Annotated in this window: 14 protein-coding genes; all 14 read right to left on the bottom strand. The window is 34.3% G+C overall.

The features are described from left to right. Positions 1-8: 8 nt before the first annotated feature. Positions 9-1,865, bottom strand: coding sequence for a SurA N-terminal domain-containing protein (locus J3U57_RS04930; RefSeq protein ID WP_267343984.1), 1,857 nt, complete (start codon positions 1,863-1,865; stop codon positions 9-11). 134 nt (positions 1,866-1,999) lie between these two features. Continuing rightward, on the bottom strand, positions 2,000-4,435 hold the full coding sequence (gene lon, locus J3U57_RS04935; protein WP_267333613.1) for an endopeptidase La: 2,436 nt from the start codon (positions 4,433-4,435) through the stop codon (positions 2,000-2,002). A 195-nt stretch (positions 4,436-4,630) separates the two neighbouring features. Next, complete coding sequence (gene clpX, locus J3U57_RS04940; RefSeq protein ID WP_267343985.1) at positions 4,631-5,896, bottom strand: ATP-dependent protease ATP-binding subunit ClpX; 1,266 nt, start codon at positions 5,894-5,896, stop codon at positions 4,631-4,633. Between the two features lie 21 nt (positions 5,897-5,917). Beyond that, complete coding sequence (gene clpP, locus J3U57_RS04945; protein ID WP_304364024.1) at positions 5,918-6,520, bottom strand: ATP-dependent Clp endopeptidase proteolytic subunit ClpP; 603 nt, start codon at positions 6,518-6,520, stop codon at positions 5,918-5,920. 97 nt (positions 6,521-6,617) lie between these two features. Next, on the bottom strand, positions 6,618-7,919 hold the full coding sequence (gene tig / locus J3U57_RS04950) for a trigger factor (protein ID WP_267333615.1): 1,302 nt from the start codon (positions 7,917-7,919) through the stop codon (positions 6,618-6,620). A gap of 108 nt (positions 7,920-8,027) precedes the next feature. Then, complete coding sequence (gene lpxD / locus J3U57_RS04955) at positions 8,028-9,056, bottom strand: UDP-3-O-(3-hydroxymyristoyl)glucosamine N-acyltransferase (RefSeq protein ID WP_267343986.1); 1,029 nt, start codon at positions 9,054-9,056, stop codon at positions 8,028-8,030. Further along, positions 9,056-9,544, bottom strand: coding sequence for an OmpH family outer membrane protein (locus J3U57_RS04960; RefSeq protein ID WP_267333617.1), 489 nt, complete (start codon positions 9,542-9,544; stop codon positions 9,056-9,058). The genes lpxD and J3U57_RS04960 overlap by 1 nt, the downstream gene beginning before the upstream one ends. A 39-nt stretch (positions 9,545-9,583) precedes the next feature. Then, positions 9,584-12,007: an outer membrane protein assembly factor BamA gene (bamA, locus tag J3U57_RS04965; RefSeq protein WP_267333618.1), complete on the bottom strand. Its 2,424-nt coding sequence runs from the start codon at positions 12,005-12,007 to the stop codon at positions 9,584-9,586. Positions 12,008-12,032: 25 nt separating this feature from the next. After that, positions 12,033-13,349, bottom strand: coding sequence for an RIP metalloprotease RseP (gene rseP / locus J3U57_RS04970; protein WP_323849448.1), 1,317 nt, complete (start codon positions 13,347-13,349; stop codon positions 12,033-12,035). A gap of 14 nt (positions 13,350-13,363) precedes the next feature. Then, the gene (locus J3U57_RS04975; RefSeq protein ID WP_267343987.1) at positions 13,364-14,206 is read right to left on the bottom strand and encodes a phosphatidate cytidylyltransferase; all 843 of its coding nucleotides are present in this window, start codon (positions 14,204-14,206) and stop codon (positions 13,364-13,366) included. After that, a complete protein-coding gene (locus J3U57_RS04980) occupies positions 14,200-14,931 on the bottom strand; it encodes an isoprenyl transferase (protein WP_267333620.1) in 732 nt (243 codons plus the stop codon). Before J3U57_RS04980 ends, J3U57_RS04975 begins: the two co-directional genes overlap by 7 nt. A 62-nt stretch (positions 14,932-14,993) precedes the next feature. Then, positions 14,994-15,623, bottom strand: coding sequence for a cAMP-activated global transcriptional regulator CRP (gene crp, locus J3U57_RS04985; RefSeq protein ID WP_416379580.1), 630 nt, complete (start codon positions 15,621-15,623; stop codon positions 14,994-14,996). An 89-nt stretch (positions 15,624-15,712) separates the two neighbouring features. Continuing rightward, complete coding sequence (locus J3U57_RS04990; protein ID WP_065634209.1) at positions 15,713-15,919, bottom strand: YheU family protein; 207 nt, start codon at positions 15,917-15,919, stop codon at positions 15,713-15,715. 155 nt (positions 15,920-16,074) lie between these two features. After that, on the bottom strand, positions 16,075-17,136 hold the full coding sequence (locus tag J3U57_RS04995) for a hypothetical protein (protein WP_267343988.1): 1,062 nt from the start codon (positions 17,134-17,136) through the stop codon (positions 16,075-16,077). Positions 17,137-17,151 lie beyond the last annotated feature (15 nt).

Below are 17,151 nucleotides of genomic sequence, written 5' to 3' on the forward strand. Positions count from 1 at the left end.
GAACTACATCACAAATTTGCATCCGGCATTATTTCGATTTTAGCTTTAGAACGGATATCTTCAGCTAAATAATAATAGGTATTATTCATGAATAATGGTAATAATTCTGATGATATATCTTTCGATTCGCTAGGGGTATTAACACCCGTTAACACAACAACTGTTGCGCTTTTATCATTCAAATATTCTACGCCATACACGCGTTTAGATGTTGTTGAAGGTACCAGATCAAACACCATATTTATAACACGCGCATCGAGATCATTGTCATTACGATGTAGGGTATAATTTTTGGAAAATTGCACATTTGCCGAACTACCTTTATTATTTAATTGTTCCATTGTGCTATTAACAGTAGCTTGAAAACGACTATTGGCAATATCTTGATGTAATTTTTTATTAATTTCATCTTTAACTTCATCAAAAGGTGCAATACCTTCTGGTCGATAATCAACCACCTGAATGACAAAATCAGACAAATCTAAACCTTGTCCGACGGTTATCATTTCAGACACTTTACCTGTTACTTTACCATCAACTATCATTTCATCACTAAAAGCAACATCTCTAACTTCAGGATAACGTAAAATAGTTGATACATCATTAAAATAAGCCCAATCAGAATTAAATAGTGGTAAATCAGATTCTTTAGCAATCAATTCTAATGAATTAGGATTTTTGTTAACTGCAGCTTGGATTTTCTGTTCTACAGTTTCAAATGCATTTTTTATTTTCGAATTCTTAAGTTTTGATTCGATAATAGACTTAGCATAATCAAAATCCATTGCTTTAGCGGGTTGAATATCATCTAATTTGACAATAAGATATCCTTCATCAACAGCAATAGGATTAGATATTTGCCCTATTGTATCCAAGTGTGCATCTTTAAATGCCTGTGGTAAAGAATCATCATCAACAAACCAACCTAATGAACCATTTTTACCATATGGAGATGCATTATCTTGATTAACAGTTTTAGCAATACTTTCAAAATTGCTACCTGATGCTAATTCATTAACAATATCATCAGCCTCATGTTTATCTTTGATATAAATTACACTATAAGATTTTTTTGCAGGAAAAGTATAATCTTTAATATTGTTATTAAATTCTTGTTTTACCTCATCACCACTGACATGAATTTTTTTATTATATTGATATTCTTCATTTAAAATATAATTAAATTTCACTCTCTCTTTTTTATAAAATTCACTTTGGTGTTCGTCATAATATTTTTGCTCATCCTCTAACGTAATTTTCACATCATCGAGATTAACAATATTGGGATTAATCTCTGCTGTATAAATGGTTCGAGTTTGCTCCTTCAATTTAGAAATTTCTGAGTCCACAGGTAAAACAAAACTCGAATTGATTAGAGCGTCTATGACTTGTTGTTGTTGTAAAGATGATCTTATACCTTCACCATAAGTATCTGGTGTGTAACCATTGGCAGCTAAGAGGTCTAAATATTTTTCATTACTAAATTTACCATTGTCAAAAAATACTCTTTGCTGTCTTATAAACTCTTTTACTTGGTCATTACTTATATTTGCACCAAGTTGTTGAGAAAATTTATAGGCTAAATAGTTGGTAATTTCAGAATAAAATACGTTCCGACGAAGTTGTTTAATAAATGCAGGATCACCCATTGACGTTGAGGTAACTTCTTTTGCGCGTGCTTCAAATTCAGCTCGACTAATACCTTCTCCATCAACTTTTGCAATATATAGTGTAGCATCGTTAGCTTTGTTACTACCACCAAACCCAAAAAAACCAATCCCTGTAAATATAAAAGATAAAATAATGATTGCAAAAATAATCTTAACGACAATATTATTTGCCGCTTTACGGATTGTATCCATCATTTCTTGCTTTTCTCCATACACCTTAAGTTTTAATTTGGCAAGTATAGCATATTTAGTTAAATTGGCTATTATCGGAATTATCCGAGATAAAAAAAAAGATCAACATCAGTTGATCTTTTTAATTTTAAGGATGATTAATTCAATCGGGCATGTGTAGGAATTTTAGTTTTCACTACTTTTGTAGCCTTTTTTGAAGAGGGTTTTAATTTAATGTTTTTTTTCAGTGGTTCGATACCAAATGGATTATTTTGTAATGCAATGGTGATCACGTCATCAATCCATTGAACAGGTCTGATATCAACTTCTGATTTTACATTATCAGGTATTTCCTCTAAATCTTTAACATTATCCTTTGGTATAATTACTGTTTTAATGCCACCGCGATGTGCTGCCAGTAATTTCTCTTTTAGTCCACCAATAGGTAACACTTCACCACGTAAAGTTATTTCACCTGTCATGGCAACATCTGACCGGACAGGATTACCCGTTAGTGTCGAAATTAATGATGTACACATGGCAATACCAGCACTTGGTCCATCCTTTGGTGTCGCACCATCAGGAACATGTACATGTATATCGCGTTTTTCGTAAAAATCGCTATTAATACCTAATTTTTCTGCTCGAGAACGTACCACCGTCAATGCCGTTTGGATAGACTCTTGCATAACATCACCTAACGAGCCTGTGTATGTTAGTTTTCCTTTACCAGGAACACTCACCGATTCAATTGTCAATAAATCACCACCAACTTCTGTCCAAGCAAGACCAATAACTTGCCCTACGCGATTTTCGTTGTCAGTTTTACCGTAATCAAACCGTTGAATACCTAAGAAATCCTTCAAATTATCTTGCGTAATAGTTACTTTTTTCAACTTACTGTTTAAGGCTAATTGCTTAACCACTTTACGGCAAATTTTGGCAATTTCTCGTTCTAAACTACGTACACCAGCCTCTCGAGTATAATAACGAATAATGCCGATAATCGCTGAATCATCAATCTCTATTTCTTTTGATTTTAATCCATTATTTTCAATCTGTTTCGAAATTAAATGCTGCTTTGCAATATTCAATTTTTCATCTTCGGTATAACCTGATAGACGAATGACTTCCATCCTATCTAATAAAGGAGCAGGAATATTCATTGAATTCGCCGTAGCAACAAACATCACATCCGATAAGTCATAATCAACTTCTAAGTAGTGATCACTAAATGCGTTATTTTGTTCTGGATCAAGCACTTCTAATAAAGCTGAAGCAGGATCGCCCCGCATATCTGATGCCATTTTATCAATTTCATCAAGTAAAAATAACGGATTTTTGACACCGACTTTAACCATACGTTGAATCAATTTACCTGGCATAGAACCAATATAAGTACGTCTATGACCACGAATCTCGGCTTCGTCTCGAACACCACCGAGAGCCATACGTACATATTGACGACCTGTTGCTTTAGCAATAGATTGACCTAACGATGTTTTACCTACCCCTGGAGGACCAACTAAACATAAAATTGGACCTTTGACTTTATTAACCCGTCCTTGTACGGCTAAGTACTCTAAAATACGGTCTTTAACTCGCTCTAAACCATAATGATCTTTATCCAAAACTTTCTGTGCAGCTTCAATATCTTTTTTGACTTTCGAACGTTTATGCCATGGAATTTGTATCATCCAATCAATATAACCACGGACCACTGTTGCCTCAGCAGACATTGCTGGCATCATTTTGAGTTTATTAAGCTCCGCTAATGCTTTTTCAGTCGCTTCTTGAGGCATCTTTGCCTTAGTAATTTTTTCTTTTAGTTCTTCATATTCATCAGGTTTATTATCGATATCACCTAATTCCTTATGAATTGCTTTGATTTGTTCGTTAAGATAATACTCTTTTTGCGCTTTTTCCATTTGTTGTTTAACGCGCTGGCGGATATTTTTTTCAACTTGCAATAAATCAATTTCCGCTTCCATCAATGAGATAAGCAATTCAAAACGCTTTTCTAAATTAGCGGTAACAAGTAACTCTTGTTTTTGTTCAACTTTCAAAAATAGCGTAGCTGCAATTGAATCAGCAAGTTGAGAAGGCTCTTTGATTAATCGAATTGAATCAACAACTTCTTGTGTGACTTTTTTATTCAGTTTTGCATAATCATCAAAATTAGAAAGTACTACCCGCATTAAAGCTTCATTCAAATCACTATCTTTATTTTTTTCATGCAATGGTTGAATACTTGCAACGAAAAAATCATCTTCTTTTTGCTCGACAATATCAACAATTTTTGCTCTTTCGACGCCTTCAACTAACACTTTTACTGTACCATCAGGCAGTTGAAGTAATTGCAAAATATTTGCTACAGTACCAATTTCATATAAATCATCAATCTCAGGATCATCTTGTGAAGGATTTTTTTGGGTTACAAGAAAAACTTGTTTGTCCATTTCCATTGCACTTTCAAGACAACGTATTGATTTATTACGACCAACAAAGAGAGGGATTACCATATGTGGAAAAACAACGACATCACGTAATGGTAAAATAGGCATAATCATTTGGTTAGTTTGTTTTGTTTTCATTTTATTCTCTCTAATAGTACAAAACCTATTATGTTGATATTGGGGTCGTTTTTAGATATTCAAGTCTATAATTTATGATTTGAATACATACTATTCCTGAAACATCTTGACAATATCTATACGATCTATACGTAATTATACCTAAATTATTTGAACTAATGCTTGTGAGTCAAAAACTAACAAGCATATCTAAAATTATGCTGAAAGCTCAACATTATCTCGGTATACTAAACTTGGTGTTTGCGACTGTTCAACCGTTTCTTTTTCAACTATCACTTTTTTAATATTTTTGTTTGATGGTAAGTCATACATAGTATCTAACAAAATATTTTCAACAATTGAACGCAAGCCACGTGCTCCAGTTTTTCGTTTTAAAGCTTTAGTTGCAATAGCAGCTAATGCCTCTGGAGTGAATTCAAGTTCAACACCATCTAAATCAAAAAGTGTTTCAAACTGTTTTGTTAAAGCATTTTTCGGTTCAGTCAATATACTAATTAATGCCTCTTTATCCAGTTCAGACAATGTCCCAATCACTGGTAATCGTCCAATAAATTCTGGAATCAAACCAAATTTGACTAAATCTTCTGATTCGATTTGCGCCAATAATTCGGATTCAGTTGCTTTATTTTTGGTACTTTTAACATCAGCGCCGAAACCTATGCCGGTGTTAGTAGAAACTCGATTTTCGATAACTTTATCTAAACCACTAAATGCGCCACCACAAATGAATAAAATTTTAGAAGTATCAACTTGTAAAAATTCCTGCTGCGGATGTTTACGCCCACCTTTAGGTGGAACCGAAGCAATAGTTCCTTCAATAATTTTTAAAAGTGCTTGTTGAACGCCTTCACCAGATACATCTCGAGTGATAGATGGATTATCAGATTTTCGTGAAATCTTATCGATTTCATCGACATAAATAATTCCTCGCTGAGCTTTTTCAACATCATAGTCACAATTTTGTAATAACTTTTGAATGATATTTTCAACATCTTCACCGACATAACCAGCTTCAGTTAGCGTTGTTGCATCAGCCATAGCGAAAGGAACATCTAAAAAACGCGCTAACGTTTCAGCTAATAATGTTTTACCACTACCAGTTGGCCCAATTAATAGAATATTACTTTTACCTAATTCAACATCATTACGGCTAGCATGATTACGTAAGCGCTTATAGTGATTATAAACAGCAACGGATAAAACCTTTTTCGCTCGATCTTGACCAATCACATATTCATCAAGATGTTTTCGAATTTCATGTGGAGTTGGTAAAGGTTTGTTAATAAACTCTTCATGAGAAAGGAAGCTTTTAGTTTCTTCTTTTAAGATATCATTACATAATCCTATGCATTCGTTACAAATATAAATAGATGATGGACCAGCAATTAATTTACGAACTTCATGTTCACTTTTCCCACAAAAAGTACAATAGAGTAATTTTTCAGAACTTTCTTTATTCACTTTTACCACCTAATTTATTTATTATGATCGTTTACTGTATATGGCATCAACTAATCCATATTCAACTGCTTTTTCGGCAGACATAAAGTTATCACGATCGGTATCTTTTTCTATCACGCTGATATCTTGACCGGTATGCTTGGCTAAAATACTATTCAACCGACTTTTTACCTGTAAAATTTCCTGAGCATGAATTTGAATATCAGAAGCTTGTCCTTGAAAACCACCTAATGGTTGATGAATCATAACCCGAGCATTAGGTAAGCAGTAACGTTTACCTTTAGTGCCAGCAGTCAGTAGTAGTGACCCCATTGAACATGCTTGTCCCAAACAAATAGTGCTTACATCTGGTTTGATAAATTGCATTGTATCGTAAATAGCCATGCCTGCTGTGACGACACCGCCAGGTGAATTAATATATAAATAAATATCTTTTTCGGGATTTTCAGCTTCTAGAAATAACATCTGAGCAATAATTAAATTCGCCATATTATCTTCAACTTGACCAGTTAAAAATATAACGCGTTCTTTCAATAATCGTGAGTATATGTCGTAAGCTCTTTCTCCTCGCGAGCTTTGTTCAACAACCATTGGAATAACGCTCATATATGGTTCTAAAGGCATTTTCATCTCCTAATTAAACAAAATAGCCCAAACAGACAATCCTTATTTGGGCTCTAAAGTGATCTTTTTGATTAAATGAAACAGATAATAAAAAAAACTAAGCTACTTGTTGATTCATTAATTCAGAAAATGAGTAATTTTTATCTGTTACTTTAGCGCTAGCTAATAATAAATCAACAACTTGATCTTCTAATGCTACAGAACGAAGGTTATCCATAGCTTTTTTATCTTTATGATAATATTCTATGACTTCTTTTGGATCTTCATAAGCTGTTGCAATTTCATCAATTAATGATTTCACTCGTGTTTCATCAGCTTTAAGTTTATTACTTTCAATGATTTCACCAAATAGTAATCCCACCGATACGCGACGTTTCGCTTCTGCTTCAAAAAGTTCTTTAGGTAATTCCATTGCTTGTTTCACATTACCACCAAAGCGAGAGACTGCTTGTTGGCGTAATACATCAATTTCGCGCTCAATTAAGGCATTAGGAACATCAATTTCATTATTTTTAACTAAACCATCAATGACTTGAGCTTTTATTTTGTTACGAATAGTTGCATTAAGCTCACGTAACATATTTTTACGCACTTCTGCACGTAAACTTTCAACAGTACCATCAGCAATACCAAATCGTTTGATAACGTCTTTATTTAATTCAGGTAGTTCTAGCTCTTCAACTTTGTTTAAGGTCGCAGCAAAAACAGCCGGTTTACCTTTTAAGTTTTCAGCATGATAGTCTTGAGGGAAAGTGACGTTAATATCAAATTTATCACCAGCTTTATGACCAACAATTGCATCTTCAAAGCCAGGAATCATACGACCTTGACCTAAAACTAGAGTAAAATTATCCGCTTTTCCACCTTCAAATTCACTACCATCAACTTGACCAACAAAATCTAAAGTAACACGATTTTGTTCTTGTGCAGATTGATCTACCTCTTTCCAAGTGCCTTGTTGTTTACGTAAAGTCTCGATCATTGTATCAATATCAGCATCATTTACTTCAGCGACAGGTTTTTCAACTTCAATTTTATCTAAATCTTTAATTTTAACATCCGGATAAACTTCAAATTCAACCGTATAAGTATAATCTTGTCCTTCTTTAAACTGAGTAGGAGAATAAGTTGGTGCGCCAGCTGGATTGATTTTTTCTTGAATAATTGCATCAACAAAATTTCGTTGCATTAAATCACTTAATGCATCTTGTAAAATAGAAGCCCCATAACGCTGCTCAACAATTTTTAAAGGTACTTTTCCTTTACGAAAGCCATCAATACGTACTTTTTTTGCAGTATTAATGAGTTCTTTATCAACCGCTTTTTTAATGTCTTCTGCTTTAATTGTAATTGATAAACGTCGACCTAAACCTTGTGTTGTTTCTACCGAAACTTGCATCTTCATACCTCAAAATTATTAAATAATATCTGCTCAAAATTAGTTTAACTTAATAATTGAGCTAAAAAAATTGATAAAATAGGCAAGCATTATACCGACCGTAATCGCCTACGTCGAGACATTTAATAGTTTCTTCTCAAGCGCTTTCAAACGTTTATTCATTTCATCAATATGTAATACCAATGAAGCGGTTTTTCGCCATACTTTATTTTCTTGTAATGGGATCCCTGATGAGTAAACGCCAGGCTCTTTAATAGGGCGCATAACCATTCCCATTCCTGTTACGGTAACTTGATCACATATTTCCATATGCCCGTTAATGACGCTCGCTCCACCAATCATACAGTGACGACCAATAGTTAAACTTCCCGCCATAATAACGCCACCAGCGACCGCAGTATGATCACCGATTACATCATTATGCGCAATTTGGCATTGGTTATCGATAATCACGCCATCACCAATTACTGTATCATCAAGTGCACCACGATCAATTGTTGTTGAAGCACCAATTTCTACATTGTTACCAATGATAACCCGACCTAATTGTGGGATTTTAATCCATTTACCGCGATCATTAGCGTATCCAAATCCATCTGCACCAATGACGGTACCGGATTGAATTAAACAATTATCACCAATTATACAATTATGATATACAGAGATATTAGCCCATAATTTTGTCCCTGAGCCAATCGTCGTATTTTTTCCTATAAAACAACCAGGACCAATAATGCAATTATCACCAAGTACAACACCACTTTCGATAACAGCATTTGCGCCAATCGAAATATTAGTACCTAATTTTGCTGTTGGATCTATTACAGCAGTCGTTGCTATACCTTTAGCGGGTACAGGTGTACTGTCAAGTAACTGAGCTAATTTTGCATAAGCGAGATAGGGATTTTTGACAATTAGAGCAGCACCCTTCCAATATTCAAGACTATCCTCTGTCATCACAACAGCAGAAGCTTTGCATTCTAATAAGTTACTTTGCAATTTTTTATCAGACAAAAAAGTAATTTGTCCTGATTTTGCACTTTGCATTGAAGCAATACCGGTGATGGATAATTCACCATCACCATGTAACTTCGCATCAAGCTGTTGAGCTAGTTGTTTTAAACAAAAAGCTGACATTATTTACTAACCTTTTCCAATACTTTATTTGTGATATCTACAGCATCTGATGCTGATAATGTCGCTTCAGCTTTTAAAATGATATCGTACTTTTCAGTAGTAACAATGTCTTTAACCGCTTCTTGAATTTTAGTTAATAATTTGCCGGCTTCTTCTGTTTCACGTTTACGATAATCAGCTGAAAATGCTTTAGCTTTGTTTTCAAAATCAGAAATTGTTTTGTTTAATTTAGTTTTTTCAGAAGCAGATAAAGTCAGACCATCTTTTTTGAGACGAGCAGCAGCATCTCCTGCTTTCTTTTCTTCGTCTTGCAGAGATTTAGCTCTTGCTTCAAATTCCTTATCTAATGCTTTACCTACTGTTTCTCGTTGTGGCATTTTTTGTAAAACTGACATAACATCAACCACACCAATTTTCACTTCTGCATTTGCCATACCTGTAAACAATAATGCAGCACTTATACCTAGAACTGAAATAATTTTTTTCACTTTTATCACCTATGTCTATTTATTAATTTTGACATGGCATTACCATGTCGATCCTATATTAAACTGGAACTGTTGAGCCGAGTCTCCATTATATTTTTTAAACGGCTGTGCATAAGAAAAGACTAATGGTCCTAAAGGGGACATCCATTGCACAGCTAAACCCGCTGACATTCTTATATCAGATGGAGAGCTATAATCCGGAATATTATGTCCTTTAAAGTCCCATTCGGTATCCCATACTGTACCAGCATCAAAAAATACAGAGGTACGAACATTATCTACATATTTTTCACCAATGAATGGTGTTGGCACTATTAATTCAGTACTAGCAAAAGCAATAGCATTACCACCAACCGCATCTTTAGACCTTGTACATGTACTTGTATCATCTAAACCGCTACAGCCTTTACTGTTATTAAAATATACAGCCTTAGGACCAACAGTATTTGATTTAAAACCACGAAGTACTGTTGAACCACCAGCATAGAAGTTCTCATAAAATGGTAATTCTTTACCGCCAAGACCATTACCATAACCTAAACGGCCACGAGTTAAAAAGACCCAATGATGTTCAGAATCAAATGGTAAATAATACGATGCATCAGTAACTAGCTTGTAAAAACGGTTATCAAATACTGGTGCAGAAATTTTAGCATTAGAGGTTATTTTTAAACCATCAGTCGGGAAGAAACCACGATCTAACGAATTATAAGTCCAATATGCATTTAATAATAAGTCATTGGTATCAAACGATATAGAGTGTTTATCTTTTGTTTTTTCGCCCATTTTATCAAAATATCGCCACATACCATATTGGGCTTTCATATCTGATAGCTTATGATTTGCGTATTCGGTACCAAAACGAACAAAATTATTCTCACTAATTGGAAAACCTAAATTAGCTGAGGCCCCCCATGTTTTACTCGAATATTCTGATTCATCTTTATCATCATCAGCTTTATAAGTATTATAATAAATACTTCCACCTAAACTGACACCATCCACCGTAAAATACGGGTCAACAATTGAGATAGATGCAGTTTTGTCAGTATCTGTAGTATTCACATCAAACGATACACTGTTACCTGTACCTAACCAGTTATCTTGTGAAATACCAGCATTGAAACTTATTCCACTATCTGAGCCAATACCAACACCAAATTTAATACTACCCGTATTGCGTTCACTCACTTTATAAATGATATCAACTTGATCATCAACGCCCGGAACGCGTTCAGTGTTTGCTTCGACTGTATCAAAAAAGCCAAGTCGATTTAATCGATCTTTACCTAGTTCCACTAAACCGTTACTTAACCAAGCCCCTTCCATTTGACGAAGTTCACGACGAACAACACTCTCACTAGTAACAGTGTTACCAACGATTTTAATATTACGAACATAATAACGTTGGCCTACATCAACCATGACAGTTAATTTGACCTGATGGTTGGCATCATCCATCTCTGGTTGGATAGCCACTCGAGGATAGGCATAACCAAAATTAGCAAGTAAACGTTTAATATTATCTTCAACATCGGTAATTTTTTTGCCGTTATACAGCTCACCAATTGTTACGTTTTCTTTTGCTATTTTAGCAATAGCATCTTTATGACCAGCGAAATTGCCTTTAAAATCAAGGCCTGATAGTTTGTACTGCTCACCTTCATGAATATTAATGGTGACGTAAATGCCTTTTTTATCTGGCGTTAAACTTACTTGAGTTGATTCAATATTAAATCGAGCATATCCACGATTGAGGTAAAAACTTTGTAATTCATCTAGATCGTTAGCTAATTTTTGTTTTTGATATTTACGATCACCAAGCATATTCCACCAAGGAACTTCATCTCGCAAAGAAAAACGGGCAATAAGCTCTTCAGAAGAAAAAGCTTTCGCACCGACAATATTGATTTGATCGATTAATGCGGATTTTCCTTCTGCAATAACTAATTTCAGATCAACACGATTTCGAGATAATGGTGTAACAACAGCTTTGATTTTTGCGTTATATTTACCGACACTATAATAAAAATCTTCTAGCCCTTTTTCTATTCCTGAAAGCATTGTACGATCCAACGCTTCACCTTCTCGAATTCCAGAACTATCTAAATTCTTTTTTAACATGTCATCTTTGACTGATTTATTACCAGAAAAAGTAATACTTGCAATAGTTGGCCGTTCTTGAACATGAACAATTAATCGATCACCATCACGAGAAACACTAATGTTTTCAAAATTGCCACTCGCATAAAGTGATTTGATGATACGCCCAAGATCGGCTTCATTCACATAATCACCAACTTGAACAGGCATTTCAAGCAATGCCGCTCCCGGAGTAACCCGTTGTAATCCTTCGAATTTAATATCCTTTACCACAAAATCATCAACACAAAATGCGTTAGAACTGTATACCGCTGTGGTACTAAACAGCAAAGATGCTATAAGTAATTTATTTATTTTCATTGTAAATGTTTATAACCTCATCCCATCACAATCGTAAAACATCATTAAATAGTGCAATTCCCATTATTACCATTAATAATAAAAACCCTATACGAAATAATCGTTCCTGAGTTATATTAGATAAAGCTTTTCCCTTAATCTTTTCACATAATAGTAAGACAAGGTGACCGCCATCTAGCATTGGTAATGGAACAAGATTGATAACCCCCAAACTTACACTGATAAAAGCAAGAAAGTATAAGTAAGGTGTGAAACCATAACTTGCTGTTTGCCCTGCGCTTTTTGCTATCGTTATTGGTCCAGATAAATGCTTAAGACCAATAACACCTGTCACTAGCTGATAAAGTGAACCTACAGTTAATTTTGTTGTTAATACTGTTTGCTCAATGCCTTTACCTAATCCTTCAAAAAAACCATACTGCTTAACTACCGCGTTTGAAGAAGGATATAAACCCGCTACACCTTCTCCATTTTTTTGAATGGTCGGTGTAAGAAGCAGTTCAACATCATGATTCTTCCGTTCGACCTTCAATGTTAGTTTATTTGCTTTTTTTATCTCAGCTGAAAAATCATCCCAATTAGTATAAAGTTTATTATTATAACTGATAATTTTATCACCAATTTGTAATCCTGCTTTTTCTGCTGCAGATTCTGGCACAATTTTACTCACAATTGGATAAATTTCCAACGCTTTAGGAATAAAACCAAATGTTGTAATTGCTGATTCTTTCTCTACATCAAATCGCCAATGGCTAATATCGACAGTTTTTCTAATTTCGTCTGTACTATTTTTGGTTGATACTAAGTAAGTTAAAGACACATCATGTTGCCCCATAACCGACATCAGAGCTAGATTTACATCATTCCAACTGTCTATCTGAATATCATTTACTTTTTTCAACTCTGCATCGACCGGTAGATTTATTGTCGATGCTGGCGTATTGGGTATCGTTTCTTTAATTTTGACAGGATAAACTGTCACACCAAGTAAAAAAATACCCCAATAAATTACTGCCGCTAGAACAAAATTAGCTATAGGACCTGCAAATACGATTGCAGCTCTTTGCCATAGTTTTTTATTATCAAAAGCCGAGCTTTTATCAATGGTTGCTAATTCTTTCGATCTTCCATCTAGCATTCTAACATAACCACCAAGAGGAATCATAGCAATAACCAATTCAGTTCCACTTGAAAATTTATGCGACCATATTTTTTTTCCAAATCCAATGGAAAAACATTCAACACGAACTCCACATAAACGAGCTACAAAAAAGTGGCCGAATTCATGTATAGTCACTAATATACTGATAGTAATGATAAATAACAACAGTGACCAAAGCAAAATCTATAACCTTTTTATAGTAAATGCAAAGATAATACAGTAAAAATAGGCACCGCAGCTGTTAAACTATCTATTCGATCTAAAAGACCACCATGACCAGGTATCAGATTGCCACTATCTTTTATACCTGCTTCTCGTTTAAACATACTTTCAGTGAGATCACCTAATACTGAAACCAAAATTGCCAATAATGAACTAATAAAAAATACATTAAATTTAATATTAATAAGATTCGAAAAATAAGCAAGAACACTAATAACCACTGCCAGACTTACTCCACCAATAAATCCTTCTACTGTTTTACCGGGTGAAACTTTTGGTGCCAATTTTCTTTTTCCAAAACTTCGCCCAGCAAAATATGCGCCTGTATCGGTAGCCCATACAAGAACAAATACATATAACAACAAAGTCGCTCCTGTATAACAATTTGAACTATAATTGACCGACCTTAACCCCACCATACCAAGGAAAAAAGGCACTAATGTAAAAAAAGCAAACAGTAATTTTAATGTAATTGAATTGAACCAATAATGTGCAGTTTTGGGATAAGTCATAACTAAAATCAGTGCAATTAACCACCAAATAATGGATAATGATAATATTACGCTATAGAGTGTTATTTTTAATTCAATTGGAATTGGAATAAAATAAAGTACAGCCAATATCACTACAATTAGAAGAGCAAATAACAATTTATTTTGTTGGTTAGTAATATGTAAGAATTGAGCCCACTCCCATGCAGCGATACCACCAATTATCATCATAATAACAACAAAAACGGATAATGGAGCAAAAAAAAGTATAATTAACACAAGTGGAATGAGCGCAATTGCAGCCAATAATCGTTGAATTAACATGAATGTTCCTCTGCTTGAATACCACCAAAACGTCGTTCTCGGGTATTAAAAACATCAATTGCTTTATCAAATAAAGCTTGATCAAAATCCGGCCATAAAACATCAGTAAAATAAAATTCTGAATATGCTATTTGCCATAACAAAAAATTACTAATTCGATACTCACCGCCAGTGCGAATAACGAGATCGACATCGGGTAATTCGTTCATACTTATTTGTGAAGCAAAGTATGTTTCGGTAATATCATCTAAAGTGATTTTTCCATCTAAAACATGTTTAACCATTTTTTTCGTTGATTGAATAATATCCCATCGCCCACCATAATTAGCTGCAATATTCAATACTAACCCAGAATTGTCTTTTGTTAGTTGTTCCGCTTTAATGATCATAGTTTGCAATCGTTCATTAAATTGCGAAATATCACCAATAATATTTAACTTCACATTATTATTATGCAGACTTTTCATTTCACGATTTAACGCGTAAATAAAAAGTGAAAGTAATGCTGAAACTTCATTTTGAGGACGCTTCCAATTTTCACTACTAAATGCATATAAAGTCAAAGCTCTAACACCTAAGGTTGATGCATAACTGACAATTTTACGAACAGCTTTTAAACCAGCCCTATGCCCAACTGCGCGTAACTGCTCTCGTTGTTGGGCCCAACGACCATTACCGTCCATAATAATTGCTACATGATTGGGAATAGATCTTTGTTGAATCATGAGACATGCCAATCCATATATAGCTTTTTATAAATGTTTTGATCAAATATAGCCATCATCAATTAACGGGTTCCATAAACCACAATGGTTTTACCATGTGCTGAAATTAAATGTTGGTCTTCTAGCATTTTTAAAATTCGACCAACAGTTTCACGCGAACAGCCAACAATTTGACCTATTTCTTGACGGGTAATTTTGATTTGCATACCATCGGGATGAGTCATTGCATCGGGTTGTTTGGCTAGATTTAATAGCGTTTGCGCAATGCGACCAGCAACATCTAGAAAGGCTAAATTACTCACTTTTTCTGATGTTACTTGTAAACGGCTTGCCATTTGACTTGCAAGTCGCATTAAAATATCAGGATTGACTTGAACAAGTTGCTTAAATTTTTTGTAAGAAATTTCGGCCACTTCACAACTTGTTTTAGCTTTAACCCAAGCGCTTCGTTCTGTACCTTCTTCAAACAAACCTAATTCGCCCAAAAATTGATTTTGATTCAAATAAGATAAAATCATCTCATTGCCTTCATCATCTTTAATTAATACCGCAACAGAGCCTTTTACAATGTAATAGAGAGTTTCTGCTTTTTCGCCTTGATGAATGAGAGTGCTTTTGGCGGGATACTTATGAATATGACAATGCGATAAAAACCATTCTAATGTTGTATCCGTGTGCTGTTTACCAATCATTATTCCTTCCTCTCAATCCAATTTCCAATTTACACACTATAACAAAGTTGAGCGATAAATTATATACTAAGCTATAAGGAATTTAGTGATTATTTAACAAGCTTGATGTCGATCGTTTGGTGCAGTTCAGACCAAAAAATTGCCGCTTTTCCCGCAATCAATTGAGATTTAACATTATCTACTTTTTCTATAAGTGATATTTCTTGCAAACCGTAATCCGTACCTTCACGTAACACAAAATATTCAATTAAATTATTCAGCGTATTTGAATCTAGTTCTTGCCAAGGAATGATCATAATATTATCAAATAAGTGATTGTGATATTTATTCTATAATAGAAATAGCATGCTATAAAGATAGTAACTTACAAAAAACTAATAAAAAAACCACTCATAAGAGTGGTTTTTAATCTGTTAAAAAACAGAACTATATTAATTCAATACGAATAATATTATCTGTCTGTTGCAACTTTCAACAAGTAACCTTGCGCACCAGCTTTGTATTTAGTGTTATAAAGCTCATTATTATTCTTGGCACCGTCTTCACTACCTAAATAGATTGTATCATTCGTACCTGTTGTAGTAGTGGTTCCGGTTAAAGCTTCAGTAGTTACAGCATCCTGATAATCAGCTGTTGCTGCTGGATCATTAGATAGCGTCCAAGTGTATGTATACGAAGATGTTTTCACTAACTCACCTGCATCAGGAATATTGTTTTTGTTTGCGTCGTCCCATACTACAGCACCATATTTTTCGCCATATTTAGGTGTTGGTGCATCGCCTGTCGCAGGTTTAACTGTATAGTTAACAGTTAAATCTAAACTACCGTCAGTACCATATTTGAAAATACCAACTCTATAGCCATCATCGATAATAGGACCTTTACTAGGAGGGGTATCACCAGGACCATGTTTTTCCTCTGAAGGTTTTGTTGGCTGATTATTATCAACTTCAGGTGGCACTTTTGACCAGATATCAGATACGTTCAACCATTTATTCGTATTTGGTAAACCAAATTCTGTCTGTTCTTGTAAGGTGAAACCAATTTCATCAGCACCACTAAATTCACTATTGATCTTGAATATAATTGTACCTTCAGACACACCATTTACATTTTTTGTTGCTGTTGATGTTAAACCTTCAAGTGTATTGATTTTTTTCCAATCACCAAAATTACCAGTAGCATCTTTTTGTCTGACGAAAAAAGTAACTGTTTTTTCAATGTTTTTATTATCAACATCACCATCTTTATCTTTCAAATTATATGAAATTTTAAAATACTGACCAACTTTAACCTGATCTGTATCTGCAATTGGTGTTAGACCTGCGGCATCAGTTGTAATTGTTAAGGACACAGTATGATCTACATCCGCACTTGTCTTTGAAAGTATTGGCGCATTACCGTGAATTGGCGCTGATGTCTCTGCTGTTAGTACAGCAGCAAATGCACTACTTGAAGCATAACCAGCTAATAATAAGCCGAATGCGACTTTTTTTAACGTTAAATTTTTCATGTTTAACTTCCTATT

The sequence above is a fragment of the Gilliamella sp. B3464 genome (assembly GCF_026536145.1).
Lineage (GTDB): Bacteria > Pseudomonadota > Gammaproteobacteria > Enterobacterales > Orbaceae > Gilliamella.